Consider the following 24,503-nt stretch of genomic DNA (forward strand, 5'->3'; position numbering starts at 1 on the left):
ATCAAATGGAAATTATTAAAATACACCATCCTTATAGTGCATCAGAAATCGTACAAGAAGATATCGTTTTGATACTTGGCTTTTTCGATGGGGTGCATAGAGGACACCAAAAAGTGATCAAAAAAGGGATAGAGCTGGCAAAAGAAAAAGGCATCAAATCTGCCTTGATGACATTCAATCGTCATCCTGCATTTGTTTACCGTCGGTTTGATCCAGAGTATCACTCTTATTTAACACCGCTTAAAAGAAAAGAAGAGCTGATAGCATCTTTTGGTATTGATATTTTGTATGAAGTAGAATTCACATCTGCTTTTGGAACTCTTCCGCCGCAAGATTTTGTGGATCAGTATATCGCAGGCTGGAACGCTAAAGCAGTTGTTGCCGGGTTTGATTATACCTATGGCAAAGAGGCTTCTGACAATATGGATCATCTTCATTTATATGCTAAAAACCGCTTTGAAATTTATAAAGTTGATGTCGAGAACGAAGCAGAAAGCAAAGTCAGTTCTACCCGGATTCGTCAGGCTATATTAGATGGGAAAATGGCAGAAGCGAATAAACTGCTGGGGCATATCTATGAAACCAGCGGCTTTGTGATTCATGGTGATGCTAGAGGAAGAACGCTAGGCTATCCGACAGCCAACGTCTTATCCGATCCAGATGTCTTTATGCCTAAAATCGGTGTTTATGCCGTTCTGATGAAAGTTAATGATGAATGGATCAAGGGAATGGCTTCCATCGGATATAACCCAACTTTTGGATACCGGAAAAATATCTCTGTAGAGGTGAATTTGTTTGACTTTAAACAGGAAATCTACGGTGAAAATGTTCGCATCAAATGGGTAAAATATTTAAGAAATGAAGAAAAATATGACTCTAAAGAAGCGTTGATCGCTCAATTAGAACAGGATAAGACTGATTCAGAAAAAGTATTGTCAAAGGTCAAAATAAATCAGATTTTATAGTTGACAATAACAAGCTCATTTGTTAAATTATAGTTGTATTAGCACTCGTGTAATTCGAGTGCTAATTTAATGGAGATAGATAAATTAGTTTAGAAACTTCTCCGTTCACTAATAAATTGTTATGTCTCTACCGTGCTTAGGGAGATGATGCACATGTTGACCAAGAGACAGTTGATTATTCTGGAAACGATTATTAAGCTGTTTACATCAACCAGCCTTCCCATAGGGTCCAAAAAAATAGCAGATGAAACGAACATCGATGCGAGTTCTGCAACGATTCGTAATGAAATGAGTTATCTTGAAAAGATGGGGTTTATTGAAAAGACGCACTCTTCGTCTGGTCGAATCCCTTCGTTGAAAGGTTATCGATTCTATGTCGATCATTTGATTCGTCCGAAACAGGTTGAAGAAGAACAGATTCTGATGATCAATCAAGTATTTGGTCATCATGTTCGGCAAATGGACGATCTATTTCATCAATCAGCTCAGCTATTGTCTCAATTGACAAGCTATACTGCTTTAGTACTTGGACCTAAAGCCCAGACCAGCAGATTGACTGGATTTAGATTAGTACCGCTCAATAATAATCAGGTCATGGCGATTATTCAGACAGATACAGGGGCTATCGAAAACACTGTTTTTGAGATGCCCAGTCATATAGAAGATACTGATATTGAGAAAATTACGAATATCTTTAATCAACACTTAGTGGGGTACACACTGCACGAAGTGTACAAAAAGCTGCATACAGATATCCCGCTCCTAGTGGACAAATATGCGTCCAGAGCTAAAAGTATGCTGATTACAATTGACGATATATTCGGACAATCTCAAGAAGAAAGACTCCATATTTCCGGTAAGACCAACCTGTTAGATTTTACGGACAATATGGACAGAAAAAAATTGAAGTCTCTATATGAGCTGCTGGATAACGAACTGAATCTGAATCGCATTCTAAATGAATCAACGCAGGAATTTGAAGTTAAGATCGGCAGTGAATTAAATCATGAATTGTTCGATAACTTCAGTTTAGTCACTGCCACATATAGAGTAGGCGGGCATGGTGAAGGAATGATTGCAGTTTTGGGACCCACCAGCATGCCTTATGATCAGACTTTTGGGATGCTTGAGGCTTTCAGAAATCAATTATCAGAAACTTTACTGAGGTTTTATTTAGATTAACAAGCTAGTAGGGAAAGATAAATACAGAGTAACGGATAGAAGCGAGGGATTAGTATGACAGAGAAACATGAACAACCAGAAGAATTAGATAAGCAACAACAATCTGTTGATCCGATTGTTGAAGAAGCTGCTGCAGAAGCAGAAGTACTTGAAACAGATCCGGTCAGCGATGAACTTGATAGTACTAAGCGTGAATTGAATGAAATGGAAGACCGCTACTTGCGCTTGCAAGCTGAATTAGCCAACATTCAAAAACGCAATCAGCGAGACAGAGAGCAGGCAGCACGCTATCGTTCGCAAGATTTGGCAAAACAGCTGTTGCCTGCACTGGATAATATGGAACGAGCACTTTCAATCGAAGTAAGTGATGAAGCCGGCAAAAATCTTAAAAAAGGTGTAGAAATGGTTATTGAGAGCTTAAATCAAGCTCTAAAAGCAGAAGGTGTCGAAGTCATCGAGGCGGCTGGAAAGCCATTCGATCCTAATTTCCACGAAGCTTATACTCAAGTACCGGCTGATAACGACCAGCAGAGCGGAACAGTCGCTCAAGTCTTTGAAAAAGGCTACAAATTGCATGACAGAGTTCTGCGTGCAGCTAAAGTAGCTGTTTATCAATAAATCTATTTAGTAAATATTTTAAAAAAAATTATGAAGCAAAGGTGAGGATATCATGGGTAAAATTATTGGTATTGACTTAGGAACAACTAACTCTGCAGTCGCAGTTCTTGAAGGCGGAGAATCAAAAATCATTCCAAATAAAGAAGGTAACCGTACAACACCTTCAGTCGTTTCTTTCAAAGATGGAGAAATTCAAGTTGGAGAAGTAGCGAAGCGTCAAGCTATCACTAACCCGAACACAGTTATTTCAATCAAACGCCATATGGGTGAAGATTATAAAGTTGAAGCAGAAGGAAAAGAGTATTCTCCACAACAAGTTTCAGCGTTTATTTTGCAGCATTTAAAAGCTTATGCTGAAGACTATCTTGGAGAAGAAGTAACGAATGCAGTTATTACTGTTCCTGCTTACTTTAACGACTCTCAACGTCAAGCAACAAAAGATGCTGGTAAAATCGCTGGTTTGGAAGTAGACCGTATCGTGAACGAACCAACAGCTGCTTCCTTGGCTTACGGATTAGACAAAGTTGATACAGATGAAAAAATCCTAGTATTTGACTTGGGCGGAGGAACATTTGACGTTTCAATTCTTGAGTTGGGTGATGGAGTCTTCGAAGTTATGTCTACTGCTGGAGACAACTTACTAGGTGGAGATGACTTTGACGAAAAAATCATTGATTATCTAGTAGCTGAATTCAAAAAAGAAAACGGTGTTGATCTTTCTAAAGATAAAATGGCATTACAACGTTTGAAAGATGCAGCTGAAAAAGCGAAAAAAGACTTGTCAGGTGTTTCTTCTACTCAAATCAGCTTGCCATTCATCAGTGCAGGAGAAGCTGGACCGTTACACTTAGAAATGACATTAACTCGTGCTAAATTCGACGAGATTACTGACGACCTAGTTGAAAGAACGAAACAACCAGTCCGTCAAGCATTGAAAGACGCTGGACTTTCTCAATCTGATATCGACCAAGTTATCTTAGTCGGCGGATCTACTCGTATTCCAGCTGTAGTTGAAGCAGTAAAAAGAGAAACTGGCAAAGAACCTAACCGTTCTGTAAACCCAGATGAAGTGGTTGCAATGGGTGCAGCGATTCAAGGTGGAGTAATTTCAGGTGATGTTAAAGATATCGTCTTGCTGGATGTTACACCACTTTCATTAGGTATTGAAACAATGGGCGGAGTGTTCACTAAACTGATCGACCGCAATACAACAATCCCTACAAGCAAGTCTCAAACATTCTCTACAGCTGCTGATAACCAGCCAGCCGTTGATGTACATGTCTTGCAAGGTGAACGTCCGATGGCGAAAGATAATAAAACTCTGGGACGCTTCCAATTAACGGATATTCCACCAGCACCACGCGGTGTACCACAAATCGAAGTTAAATTTGACATCGATAAAAATGGTATCGTAAATGTTTCTGCTAAAGATCTAGGCACTGGTAAAGCACAAGATATTACGATCAAATCTTCTTCAGGTCTTTCTGATGATGAAATCGAACGTATGGTAAAAGAAGCGGAAGAAAATGCTGAAGCGGACAAACAACGTAAAGAAGAAGTTGAAGTACGCAATGAAGCAGACCAATTAGTCTTCCAAATCGACAAAACATTGAAAGATTTAGAAGGAAAAGTTGATGAAGCTGACGTTAAAAAAGCAGAAGAAGCTCGTGACGAGTTGAAAACTGCTTTGGAAAATGACGATCTTGAAGAAATCAAAGCAAAAAGAGATGCTTTAAGTGAAGTCGTTCAAGAAATGTCAGTGAAGCTTTATGAACAAGCTGCAGCACAGCAGGCAGAAGCACAAGGACAAGAAGCGGATCAAACTGGATCTTCAGACGATAATGTTGTAGATGCTGAATTTGAAGAAGTTGACGACGATAAAAAATAATTGATAGATCAAAAATATCTTTCAATTAAGTTTATACCCCTAACTGTATAGATGCATAGACAAAAAGCCAAAGCGTAGCGCTTTTGGCTTTTTGTTCTAAATATAGTATAGTCAAAGAGAAGAATTTACATCTAGCAATATTGAAAGTGTGGAGGATTGGAATGCCAGAAAAAGAAGATTTTTATGACCTTTTAGGTGTCTCTAAAGGCGCTTCAAAAGATGAAATCAAAAAAGCTTACAGAAAATTATCAAAAAAGTATCATCCGGACATTAGTGACGAGCCTAATGCAGATGAAATGTTCAAAAAAATTACAGAAGCTTATGAAGTATTAAGCGATGATCAAAAAAGAGCAGCGTATGACCAGTATGGTCATGCTTCTACCGATCCAAACTTTGGTGCCGGTGGTTTCGGCGGCGGATTCGGTGGAGCTGGCGGCTTTGGCGGCGGGTTCGAAGATATCTTTGAACAATTTTTCGGCGGCGGCGGACGCCGTTCAAGAAACCCGAATGCACCGATGCAAGGAGAAGATTTGCAGTATGTGCTGGATTTGTCTTTTGAAGAGGCGATTTTCGGTAAAGAGACGACAATCAAGTATAGAAGACAAGAAGAATGCAATAACTGTGGTGGAGACGGTGCTAAACCGGGAACAAGTCCACAGACCTGTTCGCAATGTGGTGGAGCAGGTGCAATCAATGTAGAGCGAAACACACCGTTTGGTCGAGTTATGACTCAGCAAGTTTGCCCAACCTGTAATGGTACTGGACAAGAAATCAAAGAGAAATGTGAAGTTTGTCATGGATCTGGCCATACAAAAGAAGAGCACTCTGTTAAAGTAACAGTCCCTGCTGGTGTTGAAGACGGCAACCAAATGCGTCTGCAAAATCAAGGAGATGCTGGTAAAAACGGCGGACCTTATGGAGACCTTTATGTAGTATTCAGAGTCGCAGCTTCTAAACAGTTTGATCGTCGGGGACCAGAGATTTATCTGGAACTGCCGATCAATATGGTTCAAGCAGCTCTGGGAGATGAGCTTGAAGTGCCCACAGTGCATGGGAAAGTGAAATTCAAAATCCCAGCTGGAACACAACCGGGTACAACGTTCCGTTTAAGAGGAAAAGGAGCACCAAGACTCAGAGGAGCCGGAAATGGCGATCAGCATATCACTATAAACGTAGAAATTCCGAAGAATATTACTGAAGCTCAAGCCGAACAATTGAGAAAATTTGCTGAGGTCAGCAACTATGCTGAAGTGCAAGAACAAGAAGAAGGTTCATTTTTTTCAAAAGTAAAAGATGCATTTAAAGATAAGCATAAATAATCGATAAGGAGATGGCATTTTGTCATCTCCTTATTAACTATATGATCTATCCTTGAATAAGATTGTACTCTTTTCTAATCGTTGGTATAATAGATAGGAACGTTTGTGAAGACGAAGGAATGAGGATTTATATAATGGACAAAAATCAAGCTCGAAAGAGACAAAAACAGATCAGGAACTTTTCGATCATTGCACATATTGATCACGGGAAATCTACCTTGGCTGATCGTATATTGCAACTGACTCATACGGTAGCAGATCGAGAAATGCAGGCTCAGCTTTTGGATTCAATGGATCTTGAAAGAGAACGCGGTATTACAATTAAATTAAACACTGTTGAACTGCAATATACAGCAAAAAACGGAGAAACATATATACTTCACTTGATCGACACTCCAGGACATGTCGATTTCACCTATGAAGTATCTAGAAGTTTAGCTGCCTGTGAAGGAGCAATCCTAGTTGTAGATGCTGCCCAAGGGGTAGAAGCGCAGACATTGGCAAATGTGTATTTAGCATTGGATAACGAATTGGAAATTCTTCCGGTTATCAATAAAATCGATTTGCCTGCTGCAGATCCTGAACGAGTACGTACAGAAATTGAAGATATCATTGGACTGGATGCCAGTGAAGCAGTACTAGCTAGTGCAAAATCAGGTATTGGTATTGAAGATATTTTAGAAGAAATCGTACAGAAAGTACCAGCCCCTGAAGGTGATATCGATAACCCGCTGCAGGCTCTGATTTTTGATTCAGCATACGATGCTTATCGCGGTGTTGTCTTGAACATCCGAGTAATGGATGGTGTATTAAGAAAAGGCGATACCATTCAACTAATGAGTAACGGAAAGAAATTTGAAGTAACAGATATAGGTATTTTTTCACCTAAACCGATCTCTCGCGATTATCTGATGGTAGGAGATGTAGGATTTGTTACTGCTAACATTAAGACAGTACGCGATACTCGTGTCGGGGATACCATTACTTTAGCTGATAATCCGACAACAAAAGCTCTGCCTGGTTATCGTCAGATGAATCCAATGGTTTTCTGTGGAATGTATCCAACGGATTCTTCAAAATATGAAGATTTAAGAGAAGCTTTAGAAAGATTGCAATTAAATGATGCAGCCTTGCAATATGAAGCAGAAACTTCACAAGCATTAGGATTTGGTTTCAGATGCGGATTTCTGGGAATGCTTCATATGGATGTTATCCAGGAACGACTTGAGAGAGAATTTAATCTTGAATTGATTACAACTGCGCCTTCTGTTATTTATCATGTAAATAAAACGGATGGCGATATGGTCGAAGTTTCTAATCCGGCTGATATGCCGTCACCGCAAGAAATCGAATCTATCGAAGAGCCGTATGTAAAAGCGGTCATTACAGTCCCAAATGATTATGTTGGTGCAGTAATGGAAATTGCTCAGCGAAAACGCGGAGAATTTATTACAATGGAATATCTGGATGATGTACGTGTGAATATCTCTTACTTTATTCCACTTTCTGAAATTGTTTATGACTTCTTTGACAGACTAAAATCCAGCACAAAAGGATATGCTTCCTTAGATTATTCAGAAGCTGGATACAGAGCCAGCGACTTAGTGAAGATGGATATCCTGATTCACGGAGAAACGGTTGATGCTTTGAGCTTCATCGTTCATAAAGACTTCTCTTATGGAAGAGGACGCTCTGTTGCTGAGCAGTTGAAAGAAACCATTCCGCGCCAGCAGTTCGAGATTCCGATCCAAGCGGCAATTGGACAGCATATTGTTGCTCGTACAACCGTTAAAGCTTACAGAAAAGATGTTACGGCTAAACTGTACGGTGGTGACGTTACCCGTCGTCAGAAACTGCTTAAGAAACAAAAAGAAGGTAAGAAACGAATGAAGAATGTGGGTAGTGTAGAGATCCCGCAGGAAGCCTTCATGGCAGTTTTGAATTTGGATGACGAGTAGTTAATCAATAGAGTGAATCTTAAGTAATTTAAATATAAAGTATTAGTATGGAGGGTCTAAAACTCTCCATGCTGAATTTTTTTCGTACTGCTGCTGTTATATAAGCAGTAATGAGTATACTCACAAAGGGGGAAGTCCATTTCAATGGACAGTGGAGATTTATCTAGTATAGTACTTTTAATTGTATTAATATTGTTATCAGCTTATTTTTCATCTTCGGAGACTGCATTTACTTCAGCGAACCGAATCAGATTAAAAAACGAGGCTGAAAACGGGAGTAAACAGGCGAAGAGAACCTTGAATCTAGCCGATAACTTTGATGCTGTATTATCTACGATTTTAATAGGGAACAATATTGTCAATATTGCGACATCTGCAATTGCTACGCTGCTTTTTGTAGGGTGGTTTCCGACGTATGGTGCAACAATTGCTACAATTGTCATTACAGTTATTGTTTTGATTTTTGGAGAAATCACACCTAAAACAATTGCAAAAGAAAAATCTGAGACGATCGCCAAGTTCTCAACACCCGTTATTTACGTGTTGATGAACTTATTCAAGCCAGCTATCTGGTTTTTTGAAAGATGGCGTATGTTGTTAGATAAAGTTTTCAACTTTGATACCTATGAGACAATCAGTGAAGATGAGTTGCTCTCTATTGTTGATCAAGCCGAAATGGGCGGAAGTATTGAAGATCATGAGCACAGACTGGTACGCAGTGCAATTGAATTTGATGATTTGGAAGTCTCAAAGATACTAATGCCGCGTGTGGATGTAGTAGCCTGTGATGTAAATGAAGAAGATAGTAAAATTGATGAGTTATTCAGCACACATAACTTTTCTAGACTGATCGTTTATGACGACACTATTGATAACATTGTAGGGATTCTTCATGAAAAAGACTTCAATCGCTACTTGAAAACGAAACAGCGGACAGGTAAAGAGGCTTCGATTCTAACCATTATAAAAGAAGTGATTTTTGTTCCACCTGTGATGAATTTATCGCGCTTATTAAGAACAATGCAGCTGAAAAAAACGCATATGGCGGTCGTAACTGATGAGCATGGTGGAACAGTAGGAATTGCAACGATGGAAGATGTCCTTGAAGAGCTAGTTGGAGAAATCTGGGATGAGTCTGATATTATTGAAGAAGAAATTGTTGAAGTTGTTCCAGAACAGACGTATAGAATCAAGGGAGCTGCTAAGCTGGATAAATTATTTGATTTATTCTATTTAGATCATTCTGATGATTTTATCTCCAATACAGTCAGCGGGTTTGTGATTGAAGAATTGAATCGTGTACCTGATGAAGGTGACCTATTTGAGTATGAAAATATGCAAGTAGAAGTAATTGAAGTAAAAAACAGACGGGTTATTGAGATCAAAGTAGATCGTCTGCATACAAATATTGAAGAATAAGTCAAGAGTCAAGCATGTTGATTGTCAACATGCTTTTTCTTTACCATAATAGAGATAAGAAGCAAAAATGAAGGATGAAATAATAGTGATACAGGAAATTATAGATACAAGTAAAACAACAGAAGAAGCTGCTCAGTTGTTACTAGGTAAGCTCCTTGTTCATGAAACGCCAGTAGGCAGGATTTCAGGCTGGATTGTAGAGACAGAAGCTTATCTAGGAGCTGAAGATGCAGCAGCGCATACTTATCGAGGAAGAAAAACCCCGAAAGTTCTTTCAATGTATGAACAGGCAGGAACGATTTATATTTATCAGATGCACACGCATCATCTATTAAATGTAGTGACCCAGGAAGAAGGAACGCCCCATGCAGTATTAATCAGAGCGGTCGAGCCTTATGAAGGTAAAGATTTAATGGAGTTATACCGTCAGAAACAAGGCGTAGATTTAACAAATGGTCCTGGTAAGCTGACCAAAGCTTTCAACATTACAATGGATCAGAATGGAGAAGATGTTTTTAATAAACCGCTTTATTTGGACCCAGAGTTGAAACGTGATCCTGTCAGAGTAGAGGCTACTCCGAGAATCGGAATACCGAATAAAGGAGAATGGACAGAAGCGGCGTTGAGGTATACAGTCAGTGGAAATCCTTATGTTTCAAGAAAACGAGGAAAGGTTACCATGGATAACGGATGGAGAACTATGGTAAAATAAATTATTGAATATTAGAGGAGGATCTCTTTTGAAACAGGACCTTGCGAGTTATTTAGATGATGAACTAAAGGCGATCTACCCGTCTTTTCAGTGGAAAGTAAAAAAAGATACTAAAAAAAGACTAGTAGAAGTCTATGTAACCTTTAATGTTAAAGTGAGCGAATCTCTTCAAGTACAAGATGTTATCGGGCAATCAAATCGTCCGGGATCAATACAGTTTGAAGACGTCATCTGCTTCTATGATCCTGCATATGCACATGTGAAACCGCAGAGCTACCTTACAGCGATATCAGTAAACAGTCATACTGGTGTCGAAAAAGGGTTGATTGAAGCTGTGCTTAAGCAATTGACTATTGTCGTAGAACAAGGAATGTCGGATCTGGAAAAGTTTGCAACTGATGATGTTACAGGAGAATTTAGATTGATCTGGAGTGACCATCATCTTGAAAGTACAATCCAGACACTCAAAACATTAGATCGCTATAATGACGAAAAGGTTCAGTTGAAATTAGATGAAGAAGAATCATTTTTCGATCAAATTAAAAAGGATGAATCGAATGGCGGAGTGGAAAGAATATAATATCCATATTAATCGAGAAGCAACAGAGGCAGTATCTAATATATTACTAGAACTCGGATCTTCAGGAGTTTCAGTTTCAGATAGAAAAGATTTTCTGACGCTGCCTGAATATGGATTTGATACACTATGGGCTTTGGATGAAAACGATTTTCCAGTTGACGGTGTATTGATCAAAGGGTATTTTTATGAAGAACCTGCAGAAAACAAGACAAGAGAAGTATTGGTTGAAAGGATTGAAGCATTAAAAGCATTTGATCTGGATATTCAGGACTTCAAAGTTGAAACAGAAGACGTCATAGAAGAAGAATGGGCAAACGCATGGAAAAAGCATTATCATCCAGTACCTGTCACTCGTTATATGACGATTGTCCCGCAGTGGGAAGACTATGAGAAACAACATGATGAAGAAAAAATCATCTATCTTGATCCGGGCCTGGCTTTTGGTACAGGTACACATCCTACAACTAAACTATGCTTGCAAGCTTTAGAGAGTAATTTAAGAGGCGGCGAATATGTTTTAGATGTTGGAACAGGTTCCGGGGTGTTGACTATAGCTAGTGCCTTGCTTGGTGCTTCTTCCATTGATGCTTATGACTTGGATGATGTAGCTGTCAAGTCAGCTTTAGACAATGTAAATTTGAATCAGTTGGATGCAGAGATTGCCATCAAGCCGAATAATCTTTTAAATGGCGTCAATGTTCAGGCTGATATGATCGTTGCTAATATTTTAGCAGAGATTATCTTAATGCTTGTACCAGATGCATATAAAAATCTAAAACCCGGTGGACTTTTCTTATCATCCGGTATTATTATAGAGAAAAAAGAAACTGTTCTGGATAGTTTGAAAAAAAGCGGTTTTGAAATTGAGCAGATTCATCAAATGAGTGATTGGATTGCAATTTTGGCTCGTAAACCTGAAGAAGATGAATAAAGGATTATTAAGTAAATAGAGAGAAGGAATTTAAATGGTAGAAAATTTGAAGAACTATATTGATCATACCGTATTAAAACCAGAGTCAACAGATTTGGATATTCAGCAAGCTTGTTTGGATGCTAAGGAAAATCAGTTTAAAGCAGTCTGTGTGAATCCTACTTGGGTTTCTTATGTATCTGATCTTTTAAGCGACACGGAAGTAAACACTTGTACCGTTATTGGGTTTCCTTTAGGAGCGAATACAACAGCCGTCAAAGTAGCTGAAACTAAAAAGGCTATTGAAGATGGTGCTGATGAAGTGGATATGGTCATTAACATCGGCGCAATGAAGAGTGAAGATTTTGCGCTTGTTCATGATGACATTCGTGCAGTAGTTAAAGCAGCTGAAAAGAAAGCGCTGGTTAAAGTCATTATTGAAACGGCTTTGTTGGACCATAATGAAAAGATACGTGCATGCGAAATTGCCAAACGAGCAGGAGCAGATTTTGTTAAAACATCTACCGGATTCTCTACAGGCGGCGCTACAGTTGAAGATGTTAAATTAATGCGTTCAGCAGTAGGTCCTGACATGGGCGTTAAAGCATCTGGCGGTGTAAGAACATTTGCTGATGCTGAAGCTATGATTGCAGCAGGTGCTACTAGAATCGGCACATCGAATGGTGTTGCATTAATAGCAGGAGAAGAAGGAACTGACTCTTACTAAAAGTCAGCATAGTTTCTTCCCTTAGTTGAAAGATAGCTGTAAACGCGTTATAATATATTTGAGAACCAGCACTTTACAGTGCTGGTTTTATTATAACATTCATTCTAATATGCTCAGTAAAATTAAAAATCCAAGTAATAGATCATTCGATTAAGGAAAGATCATGAGAAAAGAAGGTAGGACTTATGTCACAAAAAAAAGACTATACTCCTCAAGAAGTCATTGCGCTCTGCTTAACGTACATGAACAGCAAGCATGTTACGTTCGTAAAGAGGGCCTATGATTTAGCGGAAGAAGCGCACAGAGGGCAGATACGCAAATCAGGCGAAGCTTATATCATGCATCCTGTGCAAGTAGCTGGGATTCTAGCAGATTTAAAAATGGATCCAGTAACTGTTGCTACTGGATTTCTTCATGATGTAATCGAAGACACAGACTATACCTATGAAGATATAGCGACCATTTTCACCCCTGAAGTAGCAGATCTGGTAGATGGTGTCACTAAACTGGGAAAAATCAAATTTAAATCAAAACAAGAACATCAAGCTGAAAATCATCGTAAAATGTTGTTAGCAATGGCACAAGATGTGCGTGTAGTTTTGGTTAAATTAGCTGACCGTGTTCACAATATGCGGACATTAAAGCATCATCGTCCTGAAAAGCAGCGGGATATTGCTAAAGAAACATTAGAAATTTATGCTCCTCTGGCAGATCGTTTAGGGATCAGCCGAATCAAGTGGGAGCTGGAAGATATTTCATTGAGATATATGAATCCTCAACAATATTACCGGATCGTTCACTTGATGAACTCAAGAAGAGAAGATAGAGAACGATATATTGAGGATGCTAAGAAAGCTATCAATGAGTCGGTTGAAGAGCTGGAAATTGAGGCGAATATAACAGGTCGTCCAAAACATATTTATTCTATTTATAAAAAAATGAAAGGACAAAAAAAGCAGTTTAATGAAATCTATGATCTGCTGGCCATTCGCGTTATAGTAGACTCAATCAAAGACTGTTATGGGGTATTAGGAGCCATTCATACTAGATGGAAACCTATGCCGGGTCGTTTCAAAGATTATATTGCCATGCCTAAAGCTAATATGTATCAGTCTCTTCATACGACTGTATTAGGTCCGAATGCAACACCGCTTGAAGTGCAGATCAGGACTTATAAAATGCATGAGGTTGCTGAATATGGAGTTGCAGCACATTGGGCTTACAAAGAAGGCGTTACAGAGAAAGTCGCCAACGATGACTTGTCTGAACATATCTCATGGTTTAGAGATATTTTAGAATTGCAAAGTGAATCCAGTAATGCCAGTGATTTTATGGATTCAATTAAACAAGACATCTTCAAGGACAAAGTATATGTTTTTAGTCCAAAAGGTGATGTAATGGAGTTGCCCTCAGGTTCCAGTACGCTTGATTTTGCCTTCCATGTCCATACAGAAGTAGGAAACAAGTCAATGGGTGCTAAAGTCAATGGCAAGATCGTCCCTTTGAACTATAAACTGAAAACAGGCGATATTGTAGAAATGCTGACTTCTTCTAGTTCTTTTGGTCCCAGCAGAGACTGGCTGAATTATGTGAATACGTCTAAAGCAAAAAACAAAATCAAACGATTCTTTAAGACTCAGGAAAAAGAGCAGAATATTGAACGCGGCAAAGAGATTCTTGAAAAACAGATTCAGGAAATGGGTTTTAATCCAAAAGAAATTCTAAAAAAAGATAACGTTCAAAAAGTAACCAAACGATTCAATTATCAAAACAGTGAAGATCTCTATGCTTCAATAGGCTTTGGAGAAGTCAAAGTTGTAAGTGTAGCGAACAAACTGACAGAAAAAGAAAGAAAACAAAAAGAAGAAAAAGAGCTTCAGTTCGATGCCAATCAGTCCATTGAGCTTAAAAAGAAAAAAGAACCTGAAAAAATGAAAATCAAGCATGAAGGCGGCGTTGTCATTCAAGGTGCTGACAATCTGCTTGTTCGATTGAGCAAATGCTGTAATCCGGTACCTGGTGATGATATTGTCGGATACATTACCCGGGGACGAGGCGTTTCAATTCACCGCCGAGATTGTGCAAATGTCCACGCTTCTGAAGGTGTGGAAGAACGTTTGATCGATGTCGAATGGGAATCTGCCGGAACAGAGAAATCTTATAATGCTGAACTTCAAGTTCAAGGCTATGACCGATCTGGTCTATTGAATGAGATTTTGCAGGTCATTAATTCTCAGACAAGCCAGCTCAGCAATGTGAATGGTAAAATCGATCATAACAAGATGGCTATTATACGCTTGACCATAGGAATTCAGAATCTTATCGAACTTGAAAAGATCGTCGATAAAGTTAAATCAATTCCGGATGTATATTCAGTGAAGAGAATTACATCATAATCATTCAGGTTCATTGGATAGAGCGATGTTCAGGAGGGGTATATTGCGATTAGTTATTCAAAGAGTTTCAGAAGCATCGGTAAAGATCAATCAAGAAACAGTTGGAGCTATAGGCAAAGGATTTATGATCCTTGTCGGGGTAGGGCTTGAAGATACAGAAGCAGATGTAGAGTACTTGGTGCGGAAAGTAAGTAAAATGCGCATTTTCGAAGATGAAGAGGGAAAAATAAATCGTTCGATTGATCAAGTAAAAGGTTCTATCCTTTCCATTTCTCAATTCACTTTATATGCTGATACTAAAAAAGGCAATCGTCCAAGTTTTACAAGTTCTGCTAAACCTGATCTAGCAGTACCATTGTATGAGAAATTCAACACCAGTCTTGAGGCTGAAGGGATCAGAGTAGAGACCGGACAGTTTGGAGAAGATATGAAAGTTTCTTTAATCAATGATGGACCTGTTACAATCATTATTGATTCTAAAGATAAATAAAAAATAAGCTTCTGACCACAGAGTTAGAAGCTTATTTTTTTAGTTGGTCTACAGTTACTTTCTATGAAGAAGCTTGGTAAGCGGGTAAATTCCAGCACTTTGGAGTACAAAGGAAATCAAAATTGAAGCGAAACCTAAAGAGATAAACAGTTCGAGATTTTTAACTGGACTGTCTACTGTCCAAAGCAGAAGTACGACTGACATAGACCCTTTAATACCTGACCAAGATAATAATATTAAAATAGATAAGAAGTGGCTGAATTTTTTACGCCATTTTGGAACAGCAAAAAGTGATCCACCTAAAATAATAAATCGTGCAACCACAGATAATGCGAAAATAATGAAAGCTAAGTGCCAGTATCCAAAATCCAGATAAGGGGCTGCTTGTATACCGATAAATAGGAAAAGAATTGAACTTAAAATCGGATTGACGACATTCCAGAAACCACCCAAGGCTTTTCTGAATTCTATTTCTCTGACGTTTTCCTTCAAGAAAGTAAACGATAATGAGATTCCGGTTACAACCGTTGCAAGTACACCGGAAAATCCGAAATGTTCTGCCAGCATAAAACTTCCATAAGCTACTAAAACACTGAGCATTACTTGGTAGTCACGGTGAGCCGTAATGTAAATTGCATGGCTGAGAATCCAGCCAAATACGAGCCCCATACCGACTCCACCTAAGGAAACATAACCAAAGCTTGCCAAAAATTCAAGAGTGGAGAAGCTGGATCCTGATTCTACCATCCCTAAAATTATCGTAAAGATAACGATACTGGTACCATCATTCAGCATCGACTCGCCTTCTAATATATCAGCCAGATCATTCGGTCCTGAACTGTGTTTCAAAATGGAAACGACAGATATGGGATCTGTAGGAACGAGAATTGCTGAAAGCAAGAGCGAAAGATTCCAAGACAATGGGTAGAATAAAGCTGTAGCCCAGTAAATTCCTGCCGCCAATAAAAATACTGTACCAACCATTCCGATTGTACTTAACGTAATGATAAGCCAAGCGTTCCTTTTAAATGCTCGTGCAGAGAATTGATAAGCTGAAACAAAAAGCAGACCGGGTATGAAAATTTCATACAAAACTTCCCTCTCAGCAGTAAATCCTGAAAACAAGGAGATAAATGACAGTGCGATTCCTATCAATACCAATACTACCGGAACAGGAAAATATTCTTGCTTTACATCAATCGTAAAGATGACCACACTGATCAGTAAGAGGATCAGAAGTTGATTAATTAATTCCATGTTATTGCCTACCTTCTAAATAAAACCGTTTCTTTAACAATAACAAAGAACCAAAAAATATTAAAGAAAATCGCTTTTCTAAAAGCTTTATTGACGTAAAGGGAACATAAAAAGCATGAAAATCAGAGCTGTAAGTCTCTGGTCTTCATGCAGTTATTTAGGAACAGATTAATGGTTTAATCAAGATAATTGTGGTTCCCCTTATTCAACCATGAGTAGGTGAGACCAATTATAAGTCCTCCGCCTGCAAAATTTCCTAGTGCAGCTAGAATCCAGTTTATCGCAACTGCTGATCCTGTCATACCAGCTATTGAACTGGTGGAGGTGAAAAAAGCCAATGGGAAAGAAGCAAAGTTTGCAATAACGTGTTCAAACCCTAAAAAAGCAAATATAAATATTATAAAAATCATTGCAATAACTTTTCCAGCATCATCTTTCATTCGAATAGTACAATAAACAGCCGTATTAACGATAACATTGGCAAAGATTCCTTCAGTGAAGATTTGAACAGGAGATTTAGCCAGTTTTCCTTCAATGGCTGTAAATAAAAAGTGATCAGCCGGCAGGTCCTGAAAGACTGAAGTCAGCGAAACAAGGTAACTTGCCAGTGTACCTCCGATTAAGTTAAAAAGAAGGCAAGCAAATAGAATAGCTGATGCTTTTCTTACAGTTAACAGTTTGCGATGGACTGCAACAGTTGTATACATCATATTAGATGTTCCAAGTTCCGCATTCATATAAATAATCATAACTAGTGACCAGCTGAACATGAAAGAATATAAAAATTTTCCAGATCCGTGTACAACTTTTTCTGCAGCCTGAGCCGTGATAACAGCAATTGCTGTTCCTAAAGTCAGAAATAAAGTAGCCAGCATGGCACGTACAGCATAACGAACCAAACTTGAGTCGAATAATTGCTTTTTCTTTTCTATACTTTTCTCAATTGCGTAAAAAAGACCTTGATAATTTGCATCCATTAAAACCCATCCTTCTTGTTAATTCATACACAATGTACACATCTTATCATGTTATTCAGCTTTTTAAAATAGGTATTTTCAAAATATTATTAATAAAATATGAACATACTGAATAAAACGCATACTTTTGAAAAGAACATTACTTTATAAATGACTTTGAAAGATAAGTAAAACTGGAAAATCTTTGCAAATATTTCTTTGAAAAAAGCGAAATTAAAAAGATTGCGCAACAAAAAAAGCAGCCCGATTATGAGGTCGTCATCAGTCAGGCTGCAGTTTTATTCGATTTTATTGAGCTGAAGAATAATACTCTCTTAAACCTTGATAGATAGCCTCAACGACTGTAGTTTGATAAGATTGTGTGTTGACCATTGAAATATCAAGATCATTATTTAGGTATCCAAGCTCAAGTAAGATAGAAGGCGTAGGATTATTTCGTAGTACATAGTAATTTCCGTAACGTACACCGTTATTAGACAGTGGACCGTTATCTTTTAAATAGCGATTGATTGTTTCTGCCAGATTAAGTTCTGAATCAGCATAATAATAAGTTGTGGTTCCGCTCATTGAGTTCTCTATTTCCATGGCATCGTAGTGTAGACTGATAAAAGCATCTGCAGATGCTTTTGAGGTAAGATAAACACGATCATTCAAAGAGATGAACGTATCGTCTGATCTAGTCATCATTACATTTGCTCCGGCATCTTGAAGGCGTTTCTGCAGCAGTTTAGCTGTGCTGAGCGCTACATCTTTTTCATAAAAGCCAGTTTCAGATACTGCACCTGGATCCTTACCACCATGACCGGCATCGATCATAATGGTTGCTTCAGAAAGATTAGTAGCTGCTCGACTGATTGCTTCAGTGGTCTCTTCGACATTTACAGTTTCTACATTAGTCAAACTAGAGACCCAGTCAGCAACATAGCCGGTTCTGCCATCTTCTAACTGGACTTTATACCATTCTTTCTCAGTATCTAAATAGATCAGTTGCTGTCCAGGTGAAGCAGTAGTTATCACTTCATTTTCAGTAGAGGGGCCGGTTCTGATATTGGTTGTCGCTTCTCCTATTGTAACTGACTGAGTGGACGTTTCTGCAGAAGATGCTTGCGAGGCAGGTGCGTCAATCAGCTCCACAAATTGTTTGCTGATCCAAGCGACTTTCCCCATATACAATATCTGGTACCAATCTTGTTCTTCATATAGAATAGACAATTCAGTATTTTCATATACGGTTCCCATAATTTGAGAATCAGTGCCGGCATACTGGCGAATATTGACTTCAGTTCCGGTTACTTTACCATATCGCTGGTTTTCAGTAGAGATTTCATCGTTCTCAACTAACCAGCTGGCTACCCAGCCGATTTCGTCATCTGAGATTCTGACTTTATACCACTGATTTTCTTCGTCCAGTACATTGAGTCGCTGATCTTCATTAACCTGGGTCATTACATCATAAGATAGTCCTGGTCCCATACGGACATTCAGTACACTTGCTTTGACAATCACCCTGTTTTCATTAGCCAATACAATAGATGATGCAACAGTAAGGCTCAAAAGAATGAAAATCAAAAAAAGAAAAATATTTTTTTTAGGCAGATAATTATGTATAGAAGATTCTGATATTCCCAAATCTGTCATCCTTTCATAGAATGCGCATGTTAAAAAACGTTTTACTTATTATATCAATGAAGTCTTATTGATTGCAATATGAATCAGTGAAGCAGAACATGAAAACCTATATTGACAAAGCAGGTACTTTCTTGTAAGCTTGTAATCAATTAAAGAAATCATCATCTGAATCACATATAATCCTGTGACAGAGACAGTAGATTAAAGGCTTGGAATACAGAAAGGTTCTCCGCGGCTGAAAGAGACCCCAGACTTTTACTTGAACGACACTCTTGAGGAATGACAGTGCAAAGCTGTCACGCTTACCAGCGTTAATGGGAGAGAGAAAGTTTAGGCTTTCTGAATTTAGGTGGTACCACGTGATACTCAAATAACACACGTCCTTCTGTTGTATTTTACAATAGGAGGATTTTTTTATAGGGAAAAATAGTCAATTGGAGGGTTATGATGAATTATCAGAAAATAAAAGGAACACCGGATTTTCTACCAGAAGATACTAAAAAATGGCAGGATATTGAAAATAAAGCGAAAGTAGTTTTATCTCGATATCAATTCAAGGAAATTAGAACACCGATTTTTGAGCAATTCGAGTTGTTTGCTAGAGGAGTTGGTGAAACGAGTGATATTGTTTCAAAAGAAATGTATGATTTTGTGGATAAAGGCAAGCGCCATATCGCATTAAGACCTGAAGGAACTGCCGGTGTCGTCCGATCATTTGTGGAGAATAAACTGTACGGTCCGGAACATCATAAACCACTTAAATTTTACTATATCGCTCCTATGTTCCGCTATGAACGACCGCAAAAAGGCCGTATGCGCCAGTTCCATCAATTAGGAGTAGAAGTCTTCGGAAGCAGCAATCCTGCGACAGATGTCGAAACAATGGCATTAGCGATGGACTTATTTAGAACTTTTGGTCTGGATAACTTAAAGCTGGTCATCAATTCACTCGGCAGTACTGAATCGCGTAAAAAATATCGTAAAGCTTTGATTGAGTACTTGGAACCTTTTGCTGATGAACTCAGTAAGGATTCCAAGGAACGGCTGCACAAAAATCCGTTGCGTGTACTGGATAGTAAAGACAGAAACGATCAGCAAATCGTTCAAGGGGCTCCCTCTATTTTAGATTACCTTGATGAGACTTCCAAAGCTCATTTCGAAACTGTGAAAGACTATCTAAACATGCTGGGAATCGATTATACGATCGACTCTAATATGGTTAGAGGACTAGATTACTATAATGATACGATTTTTGAAATCATGACCGAAGATCCTGAATTCGGGTCAAACACAACAGTCTGTGCAGGTGGAAGATACGACGGATTAGTTGAAGAAGTCGGAGGACCTGCTACACCTGGATTCGGGTTTGGAGCTGGGTTGGAACGTCTAGTCATGCTGTTAGAAAATGCAGGGTATAACTTTACTGAAGTGGATGCATTAGATGCTTTTATTGTAACGATTGGAGAAGCAGCGGATAAAGAAGCAGCGAAATTGGCATATGTTCTGCGTTCAGCTGGTATGAATATAGAAAGAGAATTCATGAATCGTAAACCAGCCAAGCAATTCAAGACTGCAGACAAGTTAGACGCTGAATATGTCTTTACACTAGGTGAAAATGAAGTTGAAAATCGGACAGTAAATGTTAAAAAGCTGGAAAACGGAAAAGAATTAACAGCCGATTTAAGCAAACTATACAGTCAGGATAAAAAAGCTTATTTAGAAGAAATCAAAGCACAATTAAAATAAGAGTAGGATGTGGGTAGAATGAACAGAACAATGTATTGTGGAGAAGTGAGAAGTGAACAAGTCGGAGAAACGATCACATTATCCGGGTGGGTGCAGAAAAGACGCGACTTAGGCGGAATGATTTTTGTCGACTTGCGCGACCGTGCTGGTATTGTCCAAGTTGTCTTTAATTCTGAGCGTTCTCAGGATGCTTTTTCAATCGCTGAGTCAATTCGTTCAGAGTTTGTTGTAGAAATTACGGGTAAAGTGGTCAACCGTCAAGAAGGTACGATCAATTCAGAGCTTCCAACTGGAGATGTTGAGATCGAGGCACAAACCATTTCAATATTAAACAAAGCGAAAACACCGCCGTTTGATATCCAGGATGCAGTTGAAGTATCGGACGATATCCGTTTGAGGTATCGCTACTTGGATCTAAGAAGAAATAAAATGAAAGAAAATATGATCATCAGACATAAAGTGAAAAAAGTATTCAGCGATTTCCTGGATCGAAATGGTTTTTTGGATATCGAAACGCCTTATCTCACAAAGTCTACGCCAGAAGGAGCTCGCGATTATCTAGTTCCATCACGAGTTCACGAAGGTAAGTTTTTTGCATTACCGCAGTCTCCGCAGTTATTCAAGCAGCTTCTAATGGGTGCCGGGATCGATCGCTATTATCAGATTGTCCGCTGCTTCAGAGACGAAGACTTGCGCGGTGACCGTCAACCTGAATTTACACAAGTTGATATTGAAACGAGTTTTATTGACGAAAAGGAAATTCAAGATCTGATGGAAGCTTTGCTGGTTGAAATCGTTCAAGTGACTAAAGGAATTGAAATCCCAAGACCGTTTGCCCGTATTTCATACGATGAAGCGATGAATCGATACGGAAGCGACAAGCCGGATACTCGTTTTGAAATGGAATTGATTGAATTAGGTGACATTACAGCTGATTCTGATTTTAAAGTATTTTCAAGTACAATCGAAAACGGCGGAATGGTTAAAGGGTTGACTGTAAAAGGTGCTGCAGATCAGTATTCACGCAAGAATATAGATGCGCTTGGAGAAGTTGCGGCAATCTATGGTGCCAAAGGATTAGCTTGGATGAAAGTGACTAATGAAGGATTAAGCGGTCCAATTGCTAAATTCTTTAATGACAAGCCGATTGCTCAAGAATTGATAGATAGAATGGATGCCGAAGAAGGCGATCTGCTTTTATTCGTTGCAGATAAACCAAAAATTGTTTTTGATGCACTAGGCGCTCTACGCGTTCACCTTGGGAAAGAATTACAGTTAATTGACGAGTCACAACTGGCATTTGTATGGGTAGACGAATGGCCATTGCTGGAATATGATGAAGAAGCTGGGCGTTATAGTGCCGCGCATCATCCGTTTACTATGCCGCTGGAAAAAGATCTGGGTCTGCTGGAGACTGATCCGAAAAATGTCTATGCTAATGCATATGACATCGTATTGAACGGATATGAAATTGGCGGTGGATCAATTCGTATCCATCAGCGGGAATTACAAGAAAAAATGCTTAAAGCATTAGGATTCTCTAAAGAAGAAGCATATTCGCAATTCGGCTTTTTGCTTGATGCATTAGAGTACGGTTTCCCTCCACATGGCGGTATTGCTTTTGGTTTGGACCGTTTAGTAATGATATTGGCGAACGAAAAGAATATCCGAGAAGTCATCGCATTTCCTAAAAATGGTAAATCGATCGATCCTCTTACAAGCGCGCCATCTATTGTTTCCGATGCACAATTAGCAGAATTGTCTTTAACAATTACTGATGAAACGAAAAAGGAGTAAATAAATGGTCTTAATTGGTTCGCATGTAGGAATGAAAGGGAAAAAGATGCTATTAGGAGCAGCTGAAGAAGCTGCTTCTTATGATGCTTCAACATTTATGATCTATACGGGTGCTCCTCAGAATACGCGTCGTAAAGACATCAGTGAAATGAATATTGAAGCTGGTCAAACATTCATGGAAACAAATAATATCGACATCAAGACGATCGTTGTCCATGCGCCTTATATTATCAATCTAGGAAACACAGTAAAGAAAGAAAACTTCGGCTTTGCGATTGATTTTATGAAACAGGAAATCGAACGTGCTGAAGCTATTGGTGCTACTCAAATGACGATGCACCCGGGCGCACATGTAGGCGCAGGAGTAGATGCGGGAATCGATCAGATTGCTAGAGGCTTGAATGAGATTCTGCATAAAGATCAGAAGATTCAGATAGCACTTGAAACAATGGCAGGAAAAGGAACGGAGATCGGACGCAACTTTGAAGAAATCGCAAAAATTATTGAAAAAGTTGACTTAGATGATAAACTGTCCGTTACTTTGGACACTTGCCATACGCATGATGCCGGTTACCAGATCCGTGACGATTTTGACAGTGTTTTAGATGAATTTGATCGTATTATTGGCTTGGATCGCTTAAAAGTGGTCCATGTAAATGATTCAAAGAATGTGCAAGGAGCAGGAAAAGATCGACATGCAAATATCGGTTTTGGAGAAATCGGATTTGAATCATTGAACTATGTGGTTCATCATCCGAAACTAGAGACGGTTCCTAAAATACTTGAAACTCCATACGTTGGAGAAGACAAGAAGAATAAAAAAGCACCTTATGGACACGAAATCAATATGTTCAATCTTAAAACCTTTAATCCAGACCTTCTTGATGACATACTAAATGAAAAAAACTGGAAATAAAGATTCTAAAAATACACTCGTATCATTGAACTTGAGGGTTCAATAGTACGAGTGTATTTTATTATATAAAATTAAGTTAATTACATAGAAATGCCGGTCTCTTTAAAGACCGGCATAAAAGTATAAAAAATATGGAATCATATTAAAGAATAATATGATCTAAATCTTTTCATTAATTGGTAATTGTTTAATATATTTAGTAGGTGTCTGACCAGTAATCTTCTTAAATACTTTTGTAAAATAAGAATGACTATTAAATCCAGCTAAATTCGCTACTTCGCTTAACTGATAATTTCCTAGGTGGAAATAGTATTTAGCAAGATAAATACGCTGCTGATTGACATATCCGATAAAAGTTGTACCTGTTTCTTGCTTGAATTTACGCGCTAAGTGAACTGGATGCATGCCAAAGATGGATGCAATATTGGTCAATGTCAATTCACTCGTCAAGTTTTCAGTAATATAGCTGACAACTTCTGTCATTGCGCTTGAATAAGTCAATGTTGAGAAGTCGATAACAGCCTGACAATATTCTCTATAAATTTCGTAGTAAACATTTTCTCTTAAATACTGAATAGATTCAGCATCTTCGATCAGAATTGAAAAACGTTCAGAAATCAAGTGAAGATATAACGGTAGTACGCCGCCATTTTTAGCAGCAATTCTGCAGTACGTATTCACAATGATCAAATGGTTCTTAAAGTTTCTCAGTTGATGTTCAATACCTTCCTCGCCCAAATACTCCAGCATTTCATCAAGATTGATGATTTTTAAAGTATCTTCAAGCATAGAACGATTACCTTCTGTAATAGCATCTGTTACTTGGTCCTCAATCAAGTAACGGTAACTGAATGCATCGCTGTTTAATTTCTTCAACTTGTTTACACGTTCACGCTTGTATTGTTCTTTCACTTCTACCTTGTCCATAATACACGACCCTTCATTTTAGAAAAGCTATTTTTATACTCCCATCTATCTTGTCTTAATATACCACAAATTCGTAATAAATAAAGGTTT

The 24,503-nt window shown here is 38.5% G+C and carries 20 protein-coding genes; 16 read left to right on the forward strand and 4 right to left on the reverse strand.

What is annotated here, in order from left to right; translation table 11 throughout:
* The first annotated feature begins 5 nt into the window (after positions 1-5).
* From ribF to dtd, 13 genes are all read left to right on the forward strand, one after another.
* Positions 6-965 carry a riboflavin biosynthesis protein RibF gene (gene ribF, locus B6F02_RS05565; RefSeq protein ID WP_080146381.1) on the forward strand — a complete coding sequence of 320 codons (960 nt, stop codon included), beginning with the start codon at positions 6-8 and terminating at the stop codon, positions 963-965.
* 153 nt (positions 966-1,118) lie between these two features.
* A complete protein-coding gene (gene hrcA, locus B6F02_RS05570; protein WP_080146382.1) occupies positions 1,119-2,147 on the forward strand; it encodes a heat-inducible transcriptional repressor HrcA in 1,029 nt (342 codons plus the stop codon).
* Between the two features lie 54 nt (positions 2,148-2,201).
* On the forward strand, positions 2,202-2,765 hold the full coding sequence (grpE, locus tag B6F02_RS05575; protein WP_080146383.1) for a nucleotide exchange factor GrpE: 564 nt from the start codon (positions 2,202-2,204) through the stop codon (positions 2,763-2,765).
* Positions 2,766-2,817: 52 nt separating this feature from the next.
* Positions 2,818-4,653: a molecular chaperone DnaK gene (dnaK, locus tag B6F02_RS05580; protein WP_080146384.1), complete on the forward strand. Its 1,836-nt coding sequence runs from the start codon at positions 2,818-2,820 to the stop codon at positions 4,651-4,653.
* 161 nt (positions 4,654-4,814) lie between these two features.
* A complete protein-coding gene (gene dnaJ / locus B6F02_RS05585; RefSeq protein WP_080146385.1) occupies positions 4,815-5,972 on the forward strand; it encodes a molecular chaperone DnaJ in 1,158 nt (385 codons plus the stop codon).
* A gap of 134 nt (positions 5,973-6,106) precedes the next feature.
* Positions 6,107-7,930, forward strand: coding sequence for a translation elongation factor 4 (gene lepA, locus B6F02_RS05590; RefSeq protein WP_080146386.1), 1,824 nt, complete (start codon positions 6,107-6,109; stop codon positions 7,928-7,930).
* 144 nt (positions 7,931-8,074) lie between these two features.
* Complete coding sequence (locus tag B6F02_RS05595) at positions 8,075-9,349, forward strand: HlyC/CorC family transporter (RefSeq protein WP_080146387.1); 1,275 nt, start codon at positions 8,075-8,077, stop codon at positions 9,347-9,349.
* A 67-nt stretch (positions 9,350-9,416) separates the two neighbouring features.
* On the forward strand, positions 9,417-10,061 hold the full coding sequence (locus B6F02_RS05600; protein ID WP_080146388.1) for a DNA-3-methyladenine glycosylase: 645 nt from the start codon (positions 9,417-9,419) through the stop codon (positions 10,059-10,061).
* A 28-nt stretch (positions 10,062-10,089) separates the two neighbouring features.
* Positions 10,090-10,641, forward strand: a complete 552-nt coding sequence (locus B6F02_RS05605; RefSeq protein ID WP_179128529.1) for a DUF3013 family protein — start codon at positions 10,090-10,092, stop codon at positions 10,639-10,641.
* Positions 10,619-11,572, forward strand: a complete 954-nt coding sequence (gene prmA / locus B6F02_RS05610; RefSeq protein WP_080146390.1) for a 50S ribosomal protein L11 methyltransferase — start codon at positions 10,619-10,621, stop codon at positions 11,570-11,572. Before B6F02_RS05605 ends, prmA begins: the two co-directional genes overlap by 23 nt.
* Before the next feature lie 34 nt (positions 11,573-11,606).
* Entirely contained in the window at positions 11,607-12,278 is a 672-nt protein-coding gene (gene deoC / locus B6F02_RS05615; protein WP_080146391.1) for a deoxyribose-phosphate aldolase, read from the forward strand.
* Positions 12,279-12,463: 185 nt separating this feature from the next.
* Positions 12,464-14,674, forward strand: a complete 2,211-nt coding sequence (locus tag B6F02_RS05620) for a RelA/SpoT family protein (protein WP_080146392.1) — start codon at positions 12,464-12,466, stop codon at positions 14,672-14,674.
* A 43-nt stretch (positions 14,675-14,717) separates the two neighbouring features.
* Positions 14,718-15,164, forward strand: a complete 447-nt coding sequence (gene dtd, locus B6F02_RS05625; protein ID WP_080146393.1) for a D-aminoacyl-tRNA deacylase — start codon at positions 14,718-14,720, stop codon at positions 15,162-15,164.
* Between the two features lie 54 nt (positions 15,165-15,218).
* Here dtd and B6F02_RS05630 read toward each other — a convergent pair whose 3' ends face one another.
* From B6F02_RS05630 to B6F02_RS05640, 3 genes are all read right to left on the reverse strand, one after another.
* The gene (locus B6F02_RS05630) at positions 15,219-16,421 is read right to left on the reverse strand and encodes a cation:proton antiporter (protein WP_080146394.1); all 1,203 of its coding nucleotides are present in this window, start codon (positions 16,419-16,421) and stop codon (positions 15,219-15,221) included.
* Positions 16,422-16,597: 176 nt separating this feature from the next.
* Positions 16,598-17,398 carry a formate/nitrite transporter family protein gene (locus tag B6F02_RS05635; protein ID WP_080146395.1) on the reverse strand — a complete coding sequence of 267 codons (801 nt, stop codon included), beginning with the start codon at positions 17,396-17,398 and terminating at the stop codon, positions 16,598-16,600.
* A gap of 288 nt (positions 17,399-17,686) precedes the next feature.
* Complete coding sequence (locus B6F02_RS05640; protein WP_256864653.1) at positions 17,687-19,027, reverse strand: N-acetylmuramoyl-L-alanine amidase; 1,341 nt, start codon at positions 19,025-19,027, stop codon at positions 17,687-17,689.
* 447 nt (positions 19,028-19,474) lie between these two features.
* Here B6F02_RS05640 and hisS point away from each other — a divergent pair, with 447 nt between their 5' ends.
* The 3 genes from hisS to B6F02_RS05655 are packed head-to-tail and all read left to right on the forward strand — an operon-like array spanning position 19,475 to position 23,486.
* Positions 19,475-20,773 (forward strand): histidine--tRNA ligase, encoded by a 1,299-nt coding sequence (gene hisS / locus B6F02_RS05645; RefSeq protein WP_080146397.1) that lies wholly within the window; start codon positions 19,475-19,477, stop codon positions 20,771-20,773.
* A gap of 18 nt (positions 20,774-20,791) precedes the next feature.
* Positions 20,792-22,570 carry an aspartate--tRNA ligase gene (gene aspS, locus B6F02_RS05650; protein ID WP_080146398.1) on the forward strand — a complete coding sequence of 593 codons (1,779 nt, stop codon included), beginning with the start codon at positions 20,792-20,794 and terminating at the stop codon, positions 22,568-22,570.
* A gap of 4 nt (positions 22,571-22,574) precedes the next feature.
* A complete protein-coding gene (locus tag B6F02_RS05655) occupies positions 22,575-23,486 on the forward strand; it encodes a deoxyribonuclease IV (protein ID WP_080146399.1) in 912 nt (303 codons plus the stop codon).
* Positions 23,487-23,645: 159 nt separating this feature from the next.
* Here the strand turns inward: B6F02_RS05655 and B6F02_RS05660 are convergent, their stop codons facing one another.
* Positions 23,646-24,413 (reverse strand): helix-turn-helix domain-containing protein, encoded by a 768-nt coding sequence (locus B6F02_RS05660; protein WP_080146400.1) that lies wholly within the window; start codon positions 24,411-24,413, stop codon positions 23,646-23,648.
* Positions 24,414-24,503 lie beyond the last annotated feature (90 nt).

Source organism: Marinilactibacillus piezotolerans (assembly GCF_900169305.1).
In the GTDB taxonomy this organism is placed as follows: Bacteria; Bacillota; Bacilli; order Lactobacillales; family Carnobacteriaceae_A; genus Marinilactibacillus; species Marinilactibacillus piezotolerans_A.

Excerpts from the sequence above, each read along its gene's own strand:
- ribF (WP_080146381.1), top strand. The coding sequence starts at position 6 with ATGGAAATTATTAAAATACACCATCCTTATAGTGCATCAGAAATCGTA.
- hrcA (WP_080146382.1), top strand. The coding sequence starts at position 1,119 with ATGTTGACCAAGAGACAGTTGATTATTCTGGAAACGATTATTAAGCTG.
- grpE (WP_080146383.1), top strand. The coding sequence starts at position 2,202 with ATGACAGAGAAACATGAACAACCAGAAGAATTAGATAAGCAACAACAA.
- dnaK (WP_080146384.1), top strand. The coding sequence starts at position 2,818 with ATGGGTAAAATTATTGGTATTGACTTAGGAACAACTAACTCTGCAGTC.
- dnaJ (WP_080146385.1), top strand. The coding sequence starts at position 4,815 with ATGCCAGAAAAAGAAGATTTTTATGACCTTTTAGGTGTCTCTAAAGGC.
- lepA (WP_080146386.1), top strand. The coding sequence starts at position 6,107 with ATGGACAAAAATCAAGCTCGAAAGAGACAAAAACAGATCAGGAACTTT.
- B6F02_RS05595 (WP_080146387.1), top strand. The coding sequence starts at position 8,075 with ATGGACAGTGGAGATTTATCTAGTATAGTACTTTTAATTGTATTAATA.
- B6F02_RS05600 (WP_080146388.1), top strand. The coding sequence starts at position 9,417 with ATGAAGGATGAAATAATAGTGATACAGGAAATTATAGATACAAGTAAA.
- prmA (WP_080146390.1), top strand. The coding sequence starts at position 10,619 with ATGGCGGAGTGGAAAGAATATAATATCCATATTAATCGAGAAGCAACA.
- deoC (WP_080146391.1), top strand. The coding sequence starts at position 11,607 with ATGGTAGAAAATTTGAAGAACTATATTGATCATACCGTATTAAAACCA.
- B6F02_RS05620 (WP_080146392.1), top strand. The coding sequence starts at position 12,464 with ATGTCACAAAAAAAAGACTATACTCCTCAAGAAGTCATTGCGCTCTGC.
- B6F02_RS05630 (WP_080146394.1), bottom strand. The coding sequence starts at position 16,421 with ATGGAATTAATTAATCAACTTCTGATCCTCTTACTGATCAGTGTGGTC.
- B6F02_RS05635 (WP_080146395.1), bottom strand. The coding sequence starts at position 17,398 with ATGGATGCAAATTATCAAGGTCTTTTTTACGCAATTGAGAAAAGTATA.
- hisS (WP_080146397.1), top strand. The coding sequence starts at position 19,475 with ATGAATTATCAGAAAATAAAAGGAACACCGGATTTTCTACCAGAAGAT.
- aspS (WP_080146398.1), top strand. The coding sequence starts at position 20,792 with ATGAACAGAACAATGTATTGTGGAGAAGTGAGAAGTGAACAAGTCGGA.
- B6F02_RS05655 (WP_080146399.1), top strand. The coding sequence starts at position 22,575 with ATGGTCTTAATTGGTTCGCATGTAGGAATGAAAGGGAAAAAGATGCTA.
- B6F02_RS05660 (WP_080146400.1), bottom strand. The coding sequence starts at position 24,413 with ATGGACAAGGTAGAAGTGAAAGAACAATACAAGCGTGAACGTGTAAAC.